The organism is Croceibacterium mercuriale, assembly GCF_000802385.1.
Classification (GTDB): domain Bacteria; phylum Pseudomonadota; class Alphaproteobacteria; order Sphingomonadales; family Sphingomonadaceae; genus Croceibacterium; species Croceibacterium mercuriale.
Genome location: NZ_JTDN01000001.1, coordinates 874,255 through 894,560, shown reverse-complemented (window position 1 = coordinate 894,560; position 20,306 = coordinate 874,255). Strand labels below are relative to the sequence as shown.

General features: G+C 65.5%; 14 protein-coding genes and 1 tRNA gene. 5 read left to right on the top strand and 10 right to left on the bottom strand.

The genetic code is table 11. The features are described 5' to 3' along the window. Positions 1 to 23: 23 nt before the first annotated feature. On the top strand, positions 24 to 3,527 hold the full coding sequence (gene mfd / locus PK98_RS04050; RefSeq protein WP_039094473.1) for a transcription-repair coupling factor: 3,504 nt from the start codon (positions 24 to 26) through the stop codon (positions 3,525 to 3,527). A 9-nt stretch (positions 3,528 to 3,536) separates the two neighbouring features. On the opposite strand, the gene PK98_RS04045 is transcribed toward mfd, so the two are convergent. The 4 genes from PK98_RS04045 to PK98_RS04030 all read right to left on the bottom strand — a co-directional run bounded on the left by PK98_RS04045 (position 3,537) and on the right by PK98_RS04030 (position 11,333). Beyond that, complete coding sequence (locus PK98_RS04045; protein WP_152608529.1) at positions 3,537 to 3,743, bottom strand: hypothetical protein; 207 nt, start codon at positions 3,741 to 3,743, stop codon at positions 3,537 to 3,539. 133 nt (positions 3,744 to 3,876) lie between these two features. Continuing rightward, positions 3,877 to 6,348 carry a rhamnogalacturonan lyase family protein gene (locus tag PK98_RS04040; RefSeq protein ID WP_152608528.1) on the bottom strand — a complete coding sequence of 824 codons (2,472 nt, stop codon included), beginning with the start codon at positions 6,346 to 6,348 and terminating at the stop codon, positions 3,877 to 3,879. Positions 6,349 to 6,498: 150 nt separating this feature from the next. Continuing rightward, positions 6,499 to 9,312, bottom strand: coding sequence for a TonB-dependent receptor (locus PK98_RS04035; protein WP_039094469.1), 2,814 nt, complete (start codon positions 9,310 to 9,312; stop codon positions 6,499 to 6,501). Positions 9,313 to 9,470: 158 nt separating this feature from the next. Further along, the gene (locus tag PK98_RS04030; RefSeq protein WP_081996029.1) at positions 9,471 to 11,333 is read right to left on the bottom strand and encodes a glycoside hydrolase family 2 protein; all 1,863 of its coding nucleotides are present in this window, start codon (positions 11,331 to 11,333) and stop codon (positions 9,471 to 9,473) included. A 208-nt stretch (positions 11,334 to 11,541) separates the two neighbouring features. Between PK98_RS04030 and uxuA the strand changes: the two genes are divergently transcribed. Continuing rightward, positions 11,542 to 12,705, top strand: a complete 1,164-nt coding sequence (gene uxuA / locus PK98_RS04025; RefSeq protein ID WP_039094465.1) for a mannonate dehydratase — start codon at positions 11,542 to 11,544, stop codon at positions 12,703 to 12,705. Positions 12,706 to 13,080: 375 nt separating this feature from the next. Here the strand turns inward: uxuA and PK98_RS04020 are convergent, their stop codons facing one another. Continuing rightward, the gene (locus PK98_RS04020; RefSeq protein ID WP_268745939.1) at positions 13,081 to 13,707 is read right to left on the bottom strand and encodes a FadR/GntR family transcriptional regulator; all 627 of its coding nucleotides are present in this window, start codon (positions 13,705 to 13,707) and stop codon (positions 13,081 to 13,083) included. 73 nt (positions 13,708 to 13,780) lie between these two features. Between PK98_RS04020 and PK98_RS04015 the strand changes: the two genes are divergently transcribed. Then, positions 13,781 to 14,101 carry a hypothetical protein gene (locus tag PK98_RS04015; RefSeq protein ID WP_152608527.1) on the top strand — a complete coding sequence of 107 codons (321 nt, stop codon included), beginning with the start codon at positions 13,781 to 13,783 and terminating at the stop codon, positions 14,099 to 14,101. Positions 14,102 to 14,374: 273 nt separating this feature from the next. Here PK98_RS04015 and PK98_RS04010 read toward each other — a convergent pair whose 3' ends face one another. Then, entirely contained in the window at positions 14,375 to 15,688 is a 1,314-nt protein-coding gene (locus PK98_RS04010; RefSeq protein WP_052208001.1) for a bifunctional diguanylate cyclase/phosphodiesterase, read from the bottom strand. An 82-nt stretch (positions 15,689 to 15,770) separates the two neighbouring features. Between PK98_RS04010 and PK98_RS04005 the strand changes: the two genes are divergently transcribed. After that, on the top strand, positions 15,771 to 16,574 hold the full coding sequence (locus PK98_RS04005; protein WP_039094461.1) for an NAD kinase: 804 nt from the start codon (positions 15,771 to 15,773) through the stop codon (positions 16,572 to 16,574). 77 nt (positions 16,575 to 16,651) lie between these two features. After that, positions 16,652 to 16,726: transfer RNA gene (locus tag PK98_RS04000), tRNA-Asn, on the top strand. A 64-nt stretch (positions 16,727 to 16,790) separates the two neighbouring features. Here the strand turns inward: PK98_RS04000 and PK98_RS03995 are convergent. From PK98_RS03995 to PK98_RS03980, 4 genes are all read right to left on the bottom strand, one after another. Further along, the gene (locus tag PK98_RS03995) at positions 16,791 to 17,099 is read right to left on the bottom strand and encodes a hypothetical protein (RefSeq protein WP_039094459.1); all 309 of its coding nucleotides are present in this window, start codon (positions 17,097 to 17,099) and stop codon (positions 16,791 to 16,793) included. A gap of 184 nt (positions 17,100 to 17,283) precedes the next feature. Further along, positions 17,284 to 18,420, bottom strand: coding sequence for a DNA polymerase III subunit beta (dnaN, locus tag PK98_RS03990; RefSeq protein WP_039094457.1), 1,137 nt, complete (start codon positions 18,418 to 18,420; stop codon positions 17,284 to 17,286). A 148-nt stretch (positions 18,421 to 18,568) separates the two neighbouring features. After that, complete coding sequence (gene fabG, locus PK98_RS03985) at positions 18,569 to 19,330, bottom strand: 3-oxoacyl-[acyl-carrier-protein] reductase (RefSeq protein WP_039094455.1); 762 nt, start codon at positions 19,328 to 19,330, stop codon at positions 18,569 to 18,571. Between the two features lie 14 nt (positions 19,331 to 19,344). Further along, positions 19,345 to 20,301 (bottom strand): ACP S-malonyltransferase, encoded by a 957-nt coding sequence (locus PK98_RS03980; protein ID WP_039094454.1) that lies wholly within the window; start codon positions 20,299 to 20,301, stop codon positions 19,345 to 19,347. Positions 20,302 to 20,306 lie beyond the last annotated feature (5 nt).

The following is a 20,306-nucleotide window of genomic DNA, read 5'->3' as shown; positions in this document are numbered from 1 at the left end:
CGCTGCACGCTTGAACGAACCGCATGCCTGACCTTTCCCGTATCCTGAAGGCCGCCCGGCCGCTCACCCTGGCCTCCCTGCCCCGCGGTGCGCAGCCGCTGGTGCTGGCCGATCTCGCCCGCAGCGCGAAGGCGCAAGGCGGCCGCGCCGTGTTCATCGCGCCGGACGACCAGGCGATGCGCGCCATCACCGACGCGACCGGCTGGTTCGCGCCCGAGTTGCAGGTGATCGAGTTTCCGGCATGGGACTGCCTGCCATATGATCGCGCCAGCCCGGCCCTGTCGGTCAGCAGCCGGCGCCTGTCCGCCCTGCACCAGCTGCAGCGCGACAGCAGCGACGGGCAGTTGCTCGTCACCACGATCAATGCGGTGCTGCAGCGCGTGCTCACCCCCTTCCGCATCCGGGAGGCCGTGCGCGAGCTGAAGCCGGGTCTGCGCATCGGCCACGAGAGCCTGACCGCGCTGCTGCGGCGGCAGGGATACAGCCGGGTCGATACGGTGGTCGATACCGGCGAGTTTGCGGTCCGCGGATCGATCTTCGACATCTTTCCCAGCGGCCTGGACGAAGGCCTGCGGCTCGACTTCTTCGATGACGAACTGGAATCGCTGCGCCTGTTCGATCCGGCGACACAGCGCACCACGAAGACGGTCGAAGGCCATCTGCTGCTGCCCGCCAGCGAGGCATTGCTGGATGACGACACCATTAAGCGGTTCCGTACCCGGTATCGCGACATGTTCGCCGCCCATGCCACGCAGGATCCGCTGTACCAGGCGGTCAGCGACGGGCGTCGGCTGGCGGGCATGGAACACTGGCTGCCCCTGTTCGAGGACAAGCTGGCCACCCTGTTCGACCATCTGGGCAAGAACGACCTGATCGCGGTGGAGACCGCCGCCCTGACCGCGGGTGACGAACGGCTGGGCGACATCGACGATTACCACCGGCAACGCGCCGAAAGCTCCGGCCCGGCCACCGGTGCCTACCGCCCCCTGCCACAGACCGCGCTCTATCTCGACCGGGACGAGCTGGCCCGCGCCGTTGAAGGCTGGCCGGTCCACCGCGTGTCGATCTTCGCGGAGCCGGAAAGCGACCGCGTCGTGGATTTCGGCTTCCGCTCCGCCCGCGACTTCACGCCGGAACGTGGCCAGGGCAGCAATGTCTACGAAGCCGCCGCCGCGCACCTGAAGGCCGTCGCCAAGACCGGCCGTCGCCCGCTGCTGGCCGCCTACTCCACCGGATCTCTCAGCCGCATCACCTCCATTATCGAGGAAGCCGGCACCCGTACCAAGATCGCCAGCAGCTGGCAGGATGCCCTCGGCCTGTCTGCCAAGGGGCAGCCGGTGGCGATGGTGCTGCCGCTCGACACCGGCTTCGCCAATGACGAGCTGGAGCTGATCACCGAGCAGGATCTGCTGGGCGACCGGCTGGTCCGCCGCCGCAAGAAGCGCAAGGACGCCGACGCCTTCCTGGCGGAGCTGTCCGCACTGAACCAGGGCGACCTGGTGGTGCATCTGGACCATGGTATCGGCCGCTATGTCGGGCTCCATCCGATCTCTGTCGGCGACAGCAAGCATGATTGCGTGCAGCTGGAATATGCCGGCGGCGACAAGCTGTTCATCCCGGTCGAGAACCTGGAAGTCCTGACCCGCTATGGCAGCAGCGAGGAAGCCGTCGCGCTGGACCGTCTGGGCGGTGAAGCCTGGCAGAGGCGCCGGGCCCGGCTGAAGGAGCGGATCCAGGCGATCGCCGGCGAGCTGATGCAGACCGCCGCCGCCCGCGCCTTGCGCCGTGCCCCGGTGCTGGAGCCGGAGGAGACCAGCTGGCGCCAGTTCCTCGACCGCTTCCCCTGGGAGGAAACCGAGGATCAGGAGCGCGCCATCTCCGACGTGCTGAGCGATCTGGCCGAAGGCCGGCCAATGGACCGGCTGGTCTGCGGCGATGTCGGCTTCGGCAAGACGGAGGTGGCGCTGCGCGCCGCCTTTGTCGCCGCGATGCAGGGGCAGCAGGTCGTGATGGTCGCGCCCACCACCCTGCTCGCCCGGCAGCATTACAAGAACTTCTCCGAACGGTTCACCGGCTTCCCGCTGAAGGTCGGCCGGCTGAGCCGGCTGGTCACCGCCAAGGAGCAGAAGGAGACGCGCGACGGGCTGGCCGACGGCACGATGGACATCGTGATCGGCACCCATGCGATCCTGTCCAAGACCACCAGCTTCAAGAATCTGGGCCTGGTGATCGTGGACGAGGAACAGCGGTTCGGCGTCACCCACAAGGAAAAGCTGAAGCAGCTGCGCGCCGACGTGCACGTGCTGACGCTGACCGCCACTCCGATCCCCCGCACGCTGCAGATGGCGATGAGCGGCTTGCGCGAACTGTCCACCATCCAGACGCCCCCGGTCGACCGGCTGGCGGTGCGCACCTATGTGATGGAATGGGACGACATCGTGATCCGCGAGGCCCTGATCCGCGAGCATCACCGCGGCGGGCAGAGCTTCGTCGTGGTGCCGCGCATCGCCGACATGGAGCGGCTGGAGCAGTGGATGCGCGACTATGCGCCGGAGATAAAGTTCGTCTCCGCCCACGGCCAGATGGCCCCGACCGAGGTGGAGGAGCGCATGAGCGCCTTCTACGAAGGCAAGTACCAGGTGCTGCTGTCCACCACGATCGTGGAAAGCGGGATCGACATTCCGTCCGCCAACACGATCATCATCCACCGTGCGGATCGCTTCGGACTGGCGCAGCTCTACCAGCTGCGCGGCCGGGTGGGCCGGGCCAAGCTGCGCGCCTACGCCTACCTGACCTATGACAAGGACAACCAACTGTCCGGCGTGGCGGAGAAGCGCCTGAAGGTGCTGGGCGACCTCGACAGTCTGGGCGCCGGGTTCCAGCTGGCCAGTCACGACCTCGACATTCGCGGCGCCGGGAACCTGCTGGGGGACGAACAGTCCGGCCATATCAAGGAGGTCGGCTTCGAACTGTACCAGTCCATGCTGGAGGATGCGATCCTGTCGGCCAAGGCGGGCGAGGCCGGGATCGGCCGTTCGTCGACGGACGGGCTCAGCCCGCAGATCACCGTCGATGCGCCGATCATGATCCCGGAAGATTACGTGCCCGACCTGGCGGTGCGCATGGCGCTGTACCGCCGCCTGAACGATGCCAAGGAAGGTCGCGAGATCGAGGCGATGGCGGCCGAGATGATCGACCGCTTTGGCCCCCTGCCACCCGCGACCGCAAATCTGGTCAAGCTGATCGAGATCAAGCACCAGGCAATCACCGCCTGCGTGTCCAAGATCGACGTCGGCGCGCGGGGCACGCTGGTGTCGTTCCACAATGACAGCTTCCCCGATCCCCTGGCGCTGATCGGCTATGTCGAACGGCTGCAGGGCACGGCCAAGCTGCGCCCGGACAACAAGCTGGTGATCAATCGCGCATGGGGCGACCCGCAAAGCCGGCTGAACGGCCTGTACCAGCTGACCAAGGGCCTGAGCGCGATCGTCCGCAAGGCTGCGAAGAAGGAAGCAAAGGCGGCCTAGGCCGGGTCGTCAGCTGCCCGGCAACGATCTTCCACTCACCCGCCGATCGAACCACGACAAGGAGCAGCGCCTGCTGCAGTCCGGCCACCGGCGACCATCCGGCTGCACGAAGTCCATGTGGAAGAACAGCGTGGCGACGTCCGGCGTCAGCAGGTGAAGCTCCGGCGGGTCCTTCAGCGCGATCGAGGAAGCGCGGCGCGCCTTGCAGTCACGCAAGGCCCGCATCGCGCATACGATAGACTGAGTTGCCCTTAACCCGAAGTACGGGAAGCGGGACTGAACGTTCAAGAACCGCGGGAGCGATGAACATGCTGGCGGAAGCGCCTGTCCAGACGCCACCGCTCGATGCTCAACGGAAGATGAAGTCTCCTGCACCCAACGGCTGCCCCGATTGCGATGTCACCTGCAGGCTGTAGACGTGCCCGGCGGTGTCGGTGACCGTGTAGTAGTACACCAAGGCACTACCCCGGCCCGCCCGCGCGGTCTGGTACAAGGCCAGGCTGCCGCGCCGGAAGCCGGTGAGCGCCAGCACATCGCCGCCGGCCGCGCCTGCGCCCTCAAAGTCGCCGATCACCGCCAGCTGGCTATGGTAGGCGAGGTTCTGGCCCTGCGGCGCACCGGCAGCACGAGCGGACGCCGCGTTGATCATGAACACGTCCGCGCCCATGCCACCATTGTACAGGTTCCACGCCGCATGGCCTTGCAACCAGTCATTGCTGGCGGTGCCCGCCAACTGGTCGGACGCGCCGCCATTGCCCTGCAGGATGCCGGCCGCGTCGGTGAGCTGGCGCATGTTGTCCACCCGCCCGCCATTGCCGCCCGACATCGGCAGATCGAACGCGCCGGCATAGCGGATGTTCGGCCGGGCCGGTGCCGCCATGCCCGTGCCGAGATAGTAGTCGGTCAGCGGCGATTGCAGGTAGCCCTTGATGGTCATGTGGTTTCGGTAGGCCGGGTTATGCGCCATCGTGTACAGGCCGATATTGGTCGGCTGGTTGGTGGTGAAGACGACGATTTCGTCCCAGTTGTTGCCCATCAGCACGACTTCCGTGCGCCAGTCGCCCATGATGTCGCCGATGAACATCGGATCGCGCCCAGACAGGCGGGGGGAGCCGAAGGTGGAACTGGTCATGCTGACCAGTCGCTGCAACGAACCGGTCGCCCGGGGGTTCAGCGGATCCCATTTCTCGATCTTGAAGTCGTTCAGGTTCTCGCCCAGAATATCGCCATCCCACCAGATCATGTTGTGCGGCCAGGGACGCAGGCTGGTGTTCGGTTCCACCAGCTGGCCGGACTCGCCATTGCGCAAGCCGTCGAACGCCCAGACCTCGTAGCCGGGGAATCGCGGGTCATAGTCGCCCACCATGCCGCGGCCGATATCGGTGACGGTGTTCGGCACGCCGAAACTCCACAGCACCTTGCCGGCCGTGGCGTCATAATAATATTCCCGCATGCCGCTGGGATTGTTCTGCTGCACGCCATAGCCGCGGAAGTCGGTGTGATCCGGGCTGAACTTGCCGATATAGAACCGGTCGCCATGGTTCACGCCGGGCAGGATGTAGCGCAGCGTGCCGTCGCCGTTCAGCATGAAATTGCCGGTCGCGACCTCGTCCTTGCCATCGCCATCGACATCGATGATCCGCATCTGGTGCGATGCTTCCTGCTGCGTGCCATCCGGGTTGCCGCCCGAATAGCCTTCCTGCTTCAGCGGCAGCACCCAGTTCTCGGTGATCTGCGATCCGCCCTTCCAGCTCCAACTGGCGAAGATGTCGTTGAACGACTTGTCAGCATTGCGGTTGCGGCCCCAGAAATAGATCGACGGGGTGCCGTCGCCGTAACCGATGCCGAGCTGCGTGCCGAAATCACCCGCCTGATCGTAGAAGAACGCGGGGAACCGGCGCGTCGCCCGTGGCTGGCCCGTCATGCCGTCCAGCACGGCGACGTGCTGCTGGGTCGGATCGGCATCCCGGAAGGTCGTGCCGTCGGGAAAGCGGACCCCGTCAGCCACCTTGAGGACGACCTCCGACCGACCGTCCCCGTCCAGGTCATAGACGGTGACACCGTCATACATGCCGACACTGATCGTGCTCGGCCCGGGGCTGATGTTGTAGATGTTGCGGCTGCCGGGGCCCAGGTCGATCTGCCACAGCCTGGTGCCATCGCGGCGATACGCCTCCACATATTGCGGGCCGGCACCCAGGTCGCCGTTGGTGTTCGGCACCTCCGGCGCCTTGCGATCGATGACGTAGTCATACTCCCCATCGCCATCCAGATCGCCGACCCAGACGAAGCTCGTCGTGTAGCCCTCCGCCGGCGGCGGGGCGATCGGGATGCGCACGACGGGATGCGTGGGCCCGTTGGCATTGATGGCGAAGGGCAGGCTTTCCGTCTGCTCCGCCCCGTTCACCACCGGCCGGACGACATAGGTATAGGTCCCCTCCCCACGTGCAGCGGTAGTATCGAGGAAGTTGCTGACGCCGCTGATCGGTGTGCTGTTCAGCAGCTGCAGCTGACCGTTGTCGAACGAGCGGTACAGGTTGAACGCGACATCCGCCGGATCGAGGCCCAGAATGCGCCAGGTCACCAGCATCTCGCTGGAGTTCCGCCGTACGGCGACCACGCCGCGATCAAGATGTTCCATGATCCTGGCCGGCAGGTCACCTGCCTGTGCGGCGCTCGCGCCTCCCTCCGCGGCGTTCGACGCCAGCCTGGCGGGCAACGGAACGGACAGGTTCAGCAGGCCGGATTGCTGGCCTGCGGTCAATGCGCCGACGGCGAGCACCGGCACGCCCGCAATCGCGAGCCAATGGGACTGAGACATTGTTATCCTCTCCTGATGTCGGTCAACGACGTTGCCGGATCTGTGTCCGGCTTCGGCTCAGGCTGACTTGCGTGTCAGCTCCATGTTGCGACCTGCAAAGTTCTCTCGCCTCCCGTCCCGGGCGCTTGTGCCTCCGCCCTCTTCCCCAACTCAGAAGCTGTAGCGTGCGCCCAGCGTGTAGGTCCGACCGAAGCTGCGATAGCTCCGCACACGTTCCGACGTGCCTTCGTACTCGATGAGATCCTCGTTGGTGACGTTGAACGCCTCGGCCGTGAACGTCAGCTTGTCCGAGACATTGAACTGACCCGACAGATCGAGCTGCGGGCGCGGTTCCACCAAGCGGTCCGCACCGGTGAACGTGCCACCTGATGCCAGAAAATACCCGCTGCGGTAGTTGTAGGCTGCGCGCACGCCGAAGCGCGGCGTCTCATAGTACAGGATCGCGTTGACCGTGTGGCGAGAGATCTCGCTGATGCGGAAGGTCGATTCTGTCTCGAACTGCACGTTGGTGTAGTTCATCTGACCGCCGAAACCGTCCCACGGCGCGGGTAGGAAATCGAGGTTCTGCTGCGCGGTGACTTCGAAGCCCTTCAGGGTGAACTCGTCCTGGTTCGCGATCTGGCTGATGGCAACCAGCGTGCCCACAGGCAGGTCCGGGAACAGCCCGTCCGCACCGCGCGGCGTGGTCGTGCGGCACAGGCCGCTGACGTTGGACAGCGGGCCGAAGCCGAAGCTGCCGCCATCTTCGGGGCACAGCACCTGCGCCGCGGCATAATCGGTCACCTTCTTGTGGAAATAACTGGCGGACAGCACGCTGCCGCTGCGATTGTACCACTCGATGCCAAGATCGATATTCTTGGAAATGAACGGACGCAGCTCGTTCGCCCCGAGGGAGATCTGTACGGAGTTGCTGGCGAAGGACCGCCCGTTGCCGACGGCGAAGCTGTCGACCTCCGGCCGACGCATCGTATGGGTGTACGATCCGCGCAGGATCAGCTGGTCGTCATATTCCAGCGCCAGGTTGACCGAAGGCAACCAGTTGTCGAACGAGAAGTTGATCGCGGGGGGCTGCTGGGCAGAGATGGTGGAACGGCTCGTTCGCTCGTACCGGACGCCGGCATTGCCGCGCAGCCGGAGCAGAGGTGCCAGGTCACCATCCAGCTCGACCATCCCGTACCCGCCATAGATCTCCTGCCGGTTGTCGAAGCTGAGCGAGGGCATGCGCTGGTAGAGATAGCCGTAGGGCCCGACATAGCTGTTCGGCAGTGCCGCAAGGTTCGGCGCGGGTGCCAGCAGCCGGTCGAGCAGCTTGGTGTCCATCTCGGGCCGGTCCGCCGGATCGAAGCTGCCCAGTTGCCCGTAATAGAAGTCGGTCTTGCCGCGGATCGAGCTGAAATCATACGCGCTGTTCGACAGGCCGGCCAGGTTGGTCCCGAACAAGGTGGTGTTGGCAAACCGCTGCTGCTGCTTGGCCCAACGATAGAAGGTGCCAGCCTTGATGGCCTGCAACGGACCCCATTCGATCCGTCGGCCGACATCGAAGCGGGCGACATATTCCTTCTCGCCTTCTTCCTCGTCCGTCCCTTCGGCCTGGAACTGCTGCCCGACTGATGCCAGCCCGTTGACCGAGCGGGGCGAGGCAAGCGTCGGCGCGCTGAAGGGCTGCTGCAGGTCGACCACGAAGGTCCGGGGCTGGATCAGGTCGTAGGTAAAGTCGCGGATGTTGCCGCCGCCAGTGTCGACCAGCAGCGAATATCCGTTGGAGGCTGCCCCGGCGAGGGGGTTCTGCACCGCATAGAAGAACCGCGTCTCGCGGGAGCGGTCGCCGCGGGTGAAGTGGCCAATGGCATTCACCGTCCAGTCGCCATCATCCCACGCGACTTCCGCATTGTAGGCCTGCGTGGTGAAACGATCCTCCAGCTCGCGGCTGTCCACGCGAACCCACGGATCGTCGAACCGCACGGAGGTGAACGTGCGGCCGAAGTCGTCGGTGTCGATCGGGTTGGACTGCGTGCGCGAGGATGCAGCCTGCGATTCCACGGCGAAGTTGGTGTTGTAGATGTCGGGCGCATACATGCTGTAGAACCCGCCCAGGCGGATCGTGAGCTCGGGCTCAGGCCGGTATTCCACCGCGCCGGACAGGGAGTAGGCGTCGCCGGTCGCGATATTGGTGTTGAGCCGTACCTGTCGCGGGACCAGCACATCATCCGAACTGTCGGTCGGCGTCGCGGCGCCGGCGGTGCGGTCATAGGCGTTGATCTGCACCTCGTCATCGCGGAAGTTCAGCCGCTTCCACCCGCCAGCAATGCGCACGGCCAGCGTGTCGTCCAGGATCTCCTGATTGAGCGCAACGGCCGCGCCGGGCGCGAACCCGTCCGCCAGTTCCTCGTAGGAATTGTCGACCGTGATCGTCAGCGAATCCCGGCTCGACAGGGGATCGCCGGTCCGCAGATCGACAACGCCGGCCACGCCCCCGCTGTAGCGATCAGCGCCCTGCGCCTTGATCACGTCGATCCGGCTGAACGCCTCGGACCGCACCGCGCCGAAGTTGAAGCCAGTCACGTTCGGCGAGCTGAGCGGCTGCCCGTTCAGCTGCGTGGCGACGAACCCGCCGGGCAGGCCACGGATTGACACGGAACCCAGCCGCCGCAGCGCGCTGCGATTGATCTGCACGCCGGGTACGCGCTGCAACGCTTCCGCCAGGTTCAGGTCAGGCAGCTTGCCCACCCCTTCGGACGACAGGGAGTCGACCACTTCGGTGGCGTTGCGCTTGGTATTGAGCGCGTCTTCCAGGCTGCGGCGCACGCCGGTAACGACGATCTCGGCCCCGCCTTCTTCCACCGGCGGGGCGACCGTACCGGGGGTCCGCGCCGGTTCGCTGGCGGGGCTCTCCTGAGCATGCGCGGCTCCCGCCGTCAGGCAGAAGAGGGCAGTGGTGGCATAAAGCGCCTGCTTGCTGATCATGGCATTCCCCGACACATCTGCCTTCCCGACAGATTGGTCAGGCCGATATCTGAACTTATCGCGTGTCTGTCAATCCACGGTTTACCAGATACGAGATCCAGTAACAATTTTGCCAGACCAGTGGCAATGCTCGTCTCGCAGGATCCCGCCGCTTCCGCTCAGTCCTGCGCGTCGCTCCGCGCCGCATAATACTCAGCCAGCACGTCGAATGCCTGCTTGCGAACTCCGGTTTCGGATACCAGGCCCTTCCGGTTCCAGCCATTCTGAAACACTGGATGCTCCCGCCGCGGAGAGCGGAAGTCCTTCAGGATCCACGGAGACATGCCGCGCAGGGTGCCGATCTGATCCGCCATGGCCAGCGTGCTGCGGTAATAGGCCGCTTGATACTCTTCCGAGAACTTCCGCATGTCCGGATCGTGGTAGCCCGCCAGGGCGTCAGCGCCGAACTCGGACAGGATCAGCGGACGATCCGCCGGCACGCTCCACTTCAGGCCTGCGACCGCCTCCAGCGCGTCATCACCATACCATCCGGCATAGGTGTTGACCGCCAGCACATCCAGCTTGTCGGCCAATGGATCGTTGATCGCCGTCACTACCTCGCCATTCTCCTCGCGGCGCTCCACCAGCAGGGCCGCGCTGATCAGCCGGGTGGGATCGAGCGCACGCGCATTGTCGGCCAGGGCACTGTGGAAGGCGGTACGCGGACCGGATACAGGCGTTTCGTTGCCGATGCTCCACAGGACAATGGAGGCTCGGTTGCGATCACGCAGGATCGCCTCGGTCTGCATGGTCAGGGCCTTCTGCAATACCTCCGGGTTCTCCCAATCGACCGTCCAGTAGACGGGGATCTCGCTCCATACGAGCAGGCCCATCTCATCCGCCAACCGCACAGTTTCTTCCGAATGGGGATAGTGGGACAGGCGCACATAGTTCGCGTTCAGACCCTCCTTGATCTCCGTCAGCAGCGCGCGCGATGCCTGCGGCGTCATGTTGCGCGCCGGATTGGGTCCGAACTCCTCCTCGTGAAGCGACATGCCCCGCAGGAAGATCGGCTGCCCATTCAGCAGGATCTCGCTGCCGCGCACCGCGATCGTGCGGAACCCCATGCGATCCCGGACTTGGTCCCCCGCAGCCCGGAACGTGACATCGTACAGCGTCGGCGTGTCCGGAGACCACAGCGCGAGGCCGCGCAGGCGGCGGATGTTGATCGCAGCGCGCCCGTCCGCGTCGGTGGTTGCGGAGTACGTACCCAGCGAGCCGATCGCGATCTCCACTCGCTGTCCGGCCGCTTGCGGCCCGGTCAGCCGGACCTCGCCCGTGACCCGGCCATCGGTGCCAAGCGACAGGGTCGCGTCATCAATGAAGGTAGCGGGCGTGTAGACCAGCGTCACCGGCCGCGTGATGCCGCCGTGCAGGTCCCAGTCGGTGATCGGCGTGGGAATGGTTTGCGCATCGAGTGCGGAATCGACGGCCACGACCAGCCGGTTCTCGCCGCTGCGCAGGGCCTCGGTCACCTCTACCACGAAGGGGGTGAACCCACCCTTGTGCCGACCGACCTCCTGCCCATTCAGATAGACATGCGCGCGATAATTGACCGCTTCGAAACGCAGGAATGCGCGGTCACCGTCCAGCGGGCGAGGCGTGAACTTGCGCTGGAACCAGATTAGTCCGTCATAATAGCGCAGCTCCGGCTCGGCCGCGTTCCAGGCACCGGGAATGGTCATCAGCGGCCCGCGATCGAGATCGAACTCGAAGAAGCCGGCACCGCCCTTCGCCTCTTCTGCCTCAACATCGATGTCGCGGAAACGCTGCATGCGCGACTTGGCGACCCAACCATTGATGTCGGTCAGCCCGGTGCGATACAGGTCCTTGCCATACGTCCACTGACCTGACAGCGGCTGGCTTTCACGGCTGGCAGCCGCAGTCAGCAGCACAGGCGGGCGCGTCTCCTGCCCGAGGGCCACGCGCGGGAGCAGCCCGCAGGCAAGCAGAGCCAGGCACATGAGGCGAAACAACGTCATCGGCTATCCTCCTGCGGTCGGACGAACGCCGACCGGTGGTCAGGCCGGTCTACGCAATTGAACCGCCGATGCAAGCCGGTGCGCCACCACACTGACGAAGAAGGCCTTACCAATCCACAGGCTGGCCTAGCCAGCGGAGAGAAGGCCTGCTAGTTGCTGCAACCCTGCACACCTCATTACGGCTCTTCGGGAGTGAATTTTGCCTCGGATGATTTCTACGCTTCGCTGGTTTGGCCCTGCGGATCCGGTTCCGCTGGCTCACATCCGTCAGGCAGGTGCGACCGGCGTGGTGACGGCGCTGCACGAAGTTCCCAATGGCAAGGCATGGCCGCTTGCCGCCATCGAACAGCGCAAGCGGATGATTGCCGAAGCCGGCCTGGACTGGACTGTGGTTGAAAGCGTGCCGGTGCATGAAAGCATCAAGACCGGCGGGCCGGATCGTCAAGGTTGCATCGAGGCATATTGCACCACCCTGCGCAATCTGGCGGCCTGCGGCATCACCACCGTCACTTACAACTTCATGCCCTTGCTGGACTGGACCCGCACGGATCTGGCGTGGGCGATGCCGGACGGCGCCCTGGCCTTGCGGTTCGACCTGGTCGCGGTCGCCGCCTACGACATCCACATCCTCCAGCGCGATCGTGCGATGGAGGATTACAATCCCGCCATCCGCGAAGCCGCTGCCCGCCGTTTTGCCGAGATGGACGATGCTGGGATAACTGCCCTGTCCGGTACCATCCTGGCGGGACTGCCGGGGAGCGAAGAAAGCTTCAGCGATGACGGGTTCCGCCGTGCCATCGCCACTTATGATACAGTGGACGCGGACAGGCTGCGCGAACACCACATTGCCTTCCTGGAAGCGGTCTGCCCGACGGCGGAGGCGGCCGGCATCCAGCTTGTGGTACACCCGGACGATCCGCCCTTTCCCATCTTTGGCCTGCCGCGTGTCGTCAGCACCGAAGCCGACATTCAGCATCTGTTCGATCGTGTGCCCAGCCCGTCGAACGGGCTATGCTTCTGCAGCGGATCGCTTGGCGTGCGGGCGGACAACGATCTATCCGGCATGATCGAGCGGATGGGGACACGCATCGGCTTCCTGCATCTGCGCTCCGTACAACGCGAGAGCGATGGCGCCTTCCACGAAGCCGCGCACCTGGAAGGCAGCGCCGGCATGGTGGAGATCATTGCCCAGGTGCATCATCTGCAGCAGCGCACCGGCCGGTCACTGCCGATGAGGCCAGACCATGGGCACCAGATGCTGGACGATCTGGGTAAGGTCGTGAACCCGGGTTATTCCCTGCTTGGCCGGATGAAAGGCCTGGCGGAGATCCGCGGTGTTGAACAGGGTCTCGCCCACGCGCTTGGCGGCTGAACCGCATCAGCCGCTTACGCTCACGCCAGGAGACGCTTAAGACGATCGTGGACATTGTGCTCGTCGGTGCGACGATGCCGTAGCGAGCTTTAGTCGTGAATTGGTCCCGTTCCGCGCATTCGCTACCGTCCGCCCGCCGGATAGCCGGTCCGCATGGATCGAGTCCGCCGGATTGACGCGATGGTGATCGACCGCCTCATCCCGCCACCCTGGCGATCGTCCGGCATCGGCAATCGCAACCGCCGTAAAAAACGAGCTCTCGCCGGAAGCTGCGCCCGTATTGGGTGGAGCGGCGCCGGTCGCCTGCCGATAGCCTGCTCCTCCAGCAGCAGCTTAGGAGCACATCGCACGGGCGATGCCGCTGCTCTTGCTGCCTTAGCGCAGTGGCCGGGCGCGCCTGGCGAAATCGCTTCCTCGTTCGACAAGCTTCAGGCGCTGACGCTCGCGGGCATTTTCCTCCGTCGCAATCAGCAGGCTTTCCGTTACCTTGGCCAGATGCTCGCACATGGCGACGCGCGCACGTTCGGGGTCGCGGTCACGCAAGGCGGCGATGATGATCCGATGCTGATCCGCCGGCGGTTCGATCCCGTGCTCACGTGCGCGCTGGAAGAAGTAGGCGCATAGCGGTGAATTATAGCGCATGTCCCACAGGTTCTCGACCATGGACACCAGCACGTCATTGCCGGTGATCCTGGCCAGCGCAGTGTGGAAGCCGCGATCGGCACATTCGCGCGCTTCCGGGCTGATGCCAGGATCTGACATCGTCGCCAATGTATCGTCCAGTTCGGCAAGTTGCGGCTCTGTGATGATCCCCGCCGCCACGCGGCAACTTCGCCTTTCAACAGACGTCGCGCTTCCGTGACCTCGAACGGCCCTGCCCCGGGCTGTGGCGACACCGGGCCTGCATCGGTGCGCTGCGCAACGATGAGGACGCCACTTGGTCTGACCGCGACACGGCCGCGCATCTCCACCTCTGTGAGCGCCGGCACTTAGCCAGAATATCGGTCGTGCTGACGCCCGTGCCCCTATGATGATAACGCTTGCATGCTACCTTTCACAGAAGTTCGGAACCCTGATGCGTATTGTAGCTGCAACAATTGTCTTGGCACTGGTGGCCTCGCTCGCCACCGCCTGGATCAGCCCCGCGACGGACGAGCGGGCCATGTACGGCCTCGAAGGCCCTCTTGAGGCGAACTGGCGTTCACGCAAAGTCGCAGGTTGGCCGGCGCCTTTCCTGGCCGATGATCCCGGCACTTCGGTTCCGCATCATATCGGGCTCGAGGACACCTTCCGTCCGGGCCCGTTCATCGCAACGTTCAGCTTCTGGTTTCTCGTCATCTCGGCAGTCGTCAGGCTGGCACGGTGGGGCACCCACACTCTCCGGCAACGATTGTAACGCTGGGCTTCGTTTCACTGCTCTCAACCCGGAGTAGGCCCTACCGACCAATCCTGCCGCAGCTCAACCAACCACAGGTTCCGGTTTATCGGCTCTTCAATGCTTCAGCCATGCTCTCCAGCACGAGTCGACGATGAATCGTTTCGTTCAGCAGGCAGTTCGGCGACTCGAACATGTCGCCCGTACCGCCCGTCATCTCTGCCTTACAGTCGGCATCACGCCGGCACCCAGACTGCGTCTGGCGCGCGCCGCGGCGCCGATTTACGCAGCAGGTCAGGCGTCGGCCAACTCGGCAAACGCATCCGCCGTCAACGGCGGCGCACCCAGGAAGCCCTGCCAGATGGCGCACCCCTCGTTCGCCACCGCAGCCCGCTGCGCCTCCGTCTCGATCCCTTCGGCCACCACGATCAGGTCCAGTGCCTTGGCCATGGCGACGATCCCGCGCAGCACCGCCAGATCGCGGGCATCCTCCACGATCCCTTCTACCATGCTGCGATCCAGCTTCAGGTAATGGATCGGCAGCAGCTTCAGGTAGCGGAAGTTGCAGAAGCCGGCGCCGAAATCGTCCAGCGCGACCCGCACGCCGCTGCCCGCCAGCTGCTGCAATTGCGTCGCCGATCCGTCGAGGTCCGACACCAGCAACTGTTCGGTGATCTCCACCGTCAGCCGATCCGGCGTGAGGCCGCTTTGCGCCAGCATGGCGTGCAACCGCTCGGAAAAATCGGAAGACGCCAGTTCGTCTGCCGTGATGTTCAGCGACAGCCGCAGGTGATCGGGCCAGCGGGCAGCCGTCGCCAGCGCCATCTTGGCCAGGTGACGGGACAACGGGGCGACGTGGTCGGTCCGCTCGGCAATTGCGAACAGGTCGATCGCGCCCAGCCGGCCCAGTTCGGGATGACGCCACCGTGCCAGCGCCTCCGCCCCGACCAGCCGGCGATCGGCGGAACTGTATTGCGGCTGGAACAGCACCTCGATCTCGTCCCGGTCCAGCGCGTGCAGCAGATCGGCCTCCAGCTGCCGGGCCAGCGGTTCGGCCAAGGCCATTACTCCGTCGGCCCACAGCAGCCGTCGCGCCGGCTGTTCCCGTGCGCGGTCCAGCGTGTTGGCGAGGCGCCCAAGGATCAGGTCCGGGGTCATGTCGGACCGGCTGCGCAACAGGGCGATGCGCGGCCACAGGCGGACCGTGCCGCCGCCCGCATCCACGATCGGTTCGGCCATGATCAGAGCGATGTCTTCCGCCAGCGCCTGCCATTGTTCGCGCCCCATCAGGCCGTGCACCGCCAGCAGGAAGCTGCCGCCGCTGATCCGCGCCAGCAGGTGATCGGGCTGGCAGTGCCGCTCCGCAAAGTCGGTCAGCCGGGCGGCGATACGCGCCAGCGTCCGATCACCCGCCGCGATGCCATAGGCCAGGTTGACGGACGAGAAGCGACGGAACCGCAGCAGCATGGCATGGACCGGTGCTGCACGATCGGACAGCTCGACCGCGGCCTCCTGCCATTCGGACAGGCGCCTGCGCGCGGCATCCGGACCGATCAGGCCGGTCAATCTGTCTCGTTCCGCGCGTACCATGGCAGTCTGTGTCCACATGCCATGCCGCAACCCGGCACGCATTGTGGCCAGCATAGTATGGTGCGTTGCAAAACGACACTGGCGAGATAGGGTTGTGTCCATGGGAGACAAAGAGCGCGAAAGCGCCCCGCCGCCGCGCCGCCTGGCGCTGTTCGCCTCGCCTACCCCGCGGGGGCAGGAGGTTGCCGCGGTGGTACGCGGCACAGCCGAATGGTGCGCGCTGGAGGAGGCCGACATCGTCGTCGTGATCGGGGGCGACGGCACTATGCTGGATGCGTTGCACCACATGATCCGCACCGGGCGCGTCCGCCCCGTCTATGGCGTGAATGCCGGCACGGTCGGCTTCCTGATGAACCGGTATCACCGGTCCATGAACATCATCGAACGGCTGCACCATGCCCGCAGCATCGCCGTCTCCCCGCTCGCGGTCGAGGCGGTGATGCAAGGGGGCGATACCCATTGTGTCTATGCCATCAACGAACTGTCGCTGCTGCGCGAGACCCGTCAGACCGCCAAGATCGAGATCAGCGTCAACGGACGGGTGCGGATCGCGGAACTGGCGGGTGACGGGGTGCTGCTGGCGACACCTGTCGGGTCCACGGCCTACAATTTCTCCGCCAGCGGCCCGATCCTGCCGCTGGATTCGCAGATGCTGGCGCTGACGCCGATCAGCCCATTCCGGCCCCGCCGCTGGAAGGGTGCTATTCTGCCCGATCGCAGCCGGGTGACGTTCCGGGTGCTGGAGCCCGACAAGCGCCCCGTTTCCGCCGTCGCGGACCAGACGGAGCTGCGCAACATCGCCGAGGTGCGGCTGGCCATCGCCCGGGAACGGGAAATGACGCTGCTGTTCGACCCCGGCCACGCACTGGACGAGCGGATCGTGGCGGAACAATTCGCCCATTAGCCAACGATGGGCAAAAAAGGGTGTTGCCAAAGGCCGCCACCCTTCATATTGCGCACCCCTGCCCGGCAACGGGCTGCTCCCCGATAGCTCAGCGGTAGAGCATTCGACTGTTAATCGAATGGCCGTAGGTTCGAATCCTACTCGGGGAGCCACTTTTCACCAGCACGAACCGGCAGGGTGCCCGCTCCACGAGCGGGCGGCGATCTGCCTGCAGGATCAGCGCTCTCCCGTGGCGGCGAAGCGCAGCGCATCCGCATCCCCGACCGCTTCCTCGCCTGCAAACAGGGCATCCAGGCGGTTGTAGACGTCGTTACGGAATTGTGTCCGCGGGATCGAGCGGGGGCAGGTCAGTGCGACTTCTTCGGCGATGGCGGTCTTGATCCGGTCAATCGCCGGATCATCCAGGCTGCCTGCCTGCCGCAGCTCCTTGCACAATTGCACGAACCCGGCGGCGGTCGCTTGCGCACGCAGGCCGACATTCACCAGTTCGAAGTGCACGTCCCGCTGGTTGACTTGCCTTTCCACGACATTCTCCTCCGGAAAACAACAGGTCGACACATGGTCCTCCTGTTATGTGCCTGAGGCAAGCGGCTTTTCTTCCGCGCAGCCGCGATCACCAGCGTGGCGCGGGTGATCTGCAGGCGCGCGGCCTGATGCCCGGGTGGACGTGGAAGCAATACAAGCGTGCGGCGACAGACCGCCAGCCGGCCTACACCCGCATCGGCATCAGCACGTACAGCGCCGGCGACTTCTCGTCCTGCCGGATCAGCGTGGGAGCGTTCGGGTCGGCAAGATGCATCTCCACCGTATCGCCGTCGATCTGCCCCAGGATGTCCTTCAGGTAATTGGCGTTGAAGCCGATCTCCAGGCTCTGCGCGGTGTAGCTGGCGGGCACCTCTTCGGCGGCCGTGCCATTGTCCGGGCTGGTGACGGACAGGGTCACCCGGTCCGTGTCGAGGCCCATCTTCACCGCACGCGTCTTCTCCGTCGCAATGGTCGCCACGCGATCCACGCCTTCGTAGAAGGACCTGGGATCGATCTTCAGCAGCTTGTCATTGGCGGTCGGGATCACGCGGCTGTAATCGGGGAAGGTGCCGTCGATCAGCTTGCTGGTCAGGATCACCCCGCCCTCACCACCCAAAGTGAAGCGGATCTTGCTGGCGGACAGGTCGATCTCGACATTGTGCTCCAGCGCTTCTTCCAGCAGCTTGCGCAGCTCGGCCACGCATTTGCGCGGGACGATCACGTCCGGCATCCCTTCCGCGCCGTCAGGCCGCGGCAGGGTGAAGCGGGCCAGCCGGTGGCCGTCCGTGGCCGCCGCCCGCAGCAGCGGACCGCCGCTGCCGCCATCATCGCTGACATGCAGGAAGATGCCGTTCAGGTAGTAACGCGTCTCCTCGGTGGAGATCGCGAACCGGGTCCGGTCGATCAGTTCGGCCAGCTGCTTGGCCGGCAGTTCGAAACTGGTCGGCAGGTCGCCTTCCACGATGGACGGAAAATCGTCACGCGGCAGGGTCGGCAGCTGGAAGCGGCTGCGCCCGGCCTTCACGGTCATGCGGTTGTCCGCCGTTTCCAGGCTGACCTCGGCACCATCGGGCAGCTTGCGGGCGATGTCGAACAGCAGGTGCGCCGACACGGTGATCGCGCCGCCGCTTTCCACTGCATTCGCCTGCACGCTTTCGACCACCTGCAGGTCCAGATCGGTGGCCATGATCTTGACCGTGCCGTCGCCTGCCGCCTCGATCAGGACGTTGGACAGGATCGGGATCGTGTTGCGCCGCTCCACCACCGATTGGACATGGGACAGGCAGCGAAGCAGTTTCGCGCGTTCGATTCTGGCCTTCATGACGTGACTTCAACCCCTCTCAGGCCGGGCGATGCACCTGCCGCAGCCCATAAAAGACGGCCTCCATCCTTAACGCGGGCGCATGTGGCGGCAAGCCGGAATGGCACGCGACGCGCATAGGCTGGGGATAACAGGACCGCGCGACCGGTCAGATCATCGCCATGCCGCCATTCACATGCAGCGTCTGCCCGGTGACATAGCAAGCCTCGCGGCTGGCAAGGTATGCCACGGCAGCGCCGATCTCCTCGCCCTCGCCCATCCGGCCCATCGGGATCCGCTCGGCCAGCTTGGCCTTCTGCGCATCGGGCAGCGCATCGGTCATGGCGGTGCGGATGAAGCCGGGCGCGACGCAGTTCACCGTCACGCCCCGGGCGGCGAGCTCCGCTGCAAGGCTCTTGCTCATGCCGGTCAGCCCGGCCTTGGCCGCGGCGTAGTTCATCTGGCCGGGATTGCCGGTGGTGCCGACGATGGATGTGACGGAGATGATCCGCCCGAACCGCGCCTTCATCATCGGCCGCGATGCGGTGCGCATCAGGCGGAACGCCGCCTCCAGGTTGATGCGGATCACCTCGTCCCACTCCTCGTCCTTCATCCGCATGGCGAGGTTGTCGCGGGTGATGCCGGCATTGTTGACCAGGATGTCCAGCTTGCCGAACGTATCCAGCGCGGCGGGCACCAGCTCCTCGACCTGCTTCGTGTCGGACAGGTTGCAGGTGATCTCCACGTGATCCTCCGCCTCGCGTGGCGGATGCGCGGCGTTCAGCTCCTCGCGGAAGGCGCGCAGCTTGGCAGGGTTGCTGCCGCTGAGCGCCAGCCGCGCGCCATTGGCGGCAAGCGCCCGCGCCACGGCCGAGCCGATGCCGCCGCTGGCGCCGGTGACGAGGGCGGTCATTCCGGTAAGATCGAACATGCTGGTGCTCCTTGTCAGAGGGTCTTGGCGAAGGTTTCTATGTCGGCCATCGTCACCACGCTGGTGACGGTGGCATCCGGCAGCGTGCGGCCTACCATGGGGCCGACGACCTTGCCGCCCAGTTCCACGAAGCGTTCGACGCCCGCTTCGCCCATGGCCAGCACGCTTTCGCGCCAGCGGACCCGGCCGGTGACCTGCCGGACCAGCAGCTCGCGCTCGGCGGCGGGATCGCTCACCAGCGCGGCGGTGACATTGGCATAGATGGGCAGCAGCATGGGCGCGGGCGGCGTACGCTCCAGCGCCTCGGCCATGGCATCGGCCGCCGGTGCCATCAGATCGCAATGAAACGGGGCCGACACCGGCAGCAGCACGCCGCGCTTGATCCCGTGATCCTTCACCATGGCCACCGCCCGCTCGATCGCGGCGCGATGGCCGGACAGCACGACCTGCCCCGGATCATTGTCGTTGGCGACCTGGCACAGGGCCGGCTTGCCGTTCTCCAGCGGCTCGGCCGCGGCCGCCTCCGCCAGCGCGGTCGCCTTGTCGAGATCGGCGCCGAGCAGCGCGCACATCGCGCCCTCGCCCACCGGCACTGCCGCCTGCATCGCCTGCCCACGCAGCTTCAGCAGCCGCGCCGTATCCGCCAGGGTGAAGGCGCCCACAGCACACAGAGCAGTATATTCGCCCAGCGAGTGGCCGGCGACGCACTCGCCCCGTGCCTGCAGGCTGAAGCCGCCCTCCACCTCCAGCACGCGCAGCACGGCGATGGCATGCGCCATGATCGCAGGCTGCGCATTTTCCGTAAGGGTCAGCTGATCTTCCGGCCCATCGAACATGATGCGCGACAGGTTCTGGCCCAGCGCGTCGTCCACTTCCTGGAACACCGCGCGCGCGGCGGTGCTGGCGTCCGCCAGTTCGCGGCCCATCCCGATCTTCTGGCTGCCCTGACCGGGGAACAGGAATGCACTCATGATCT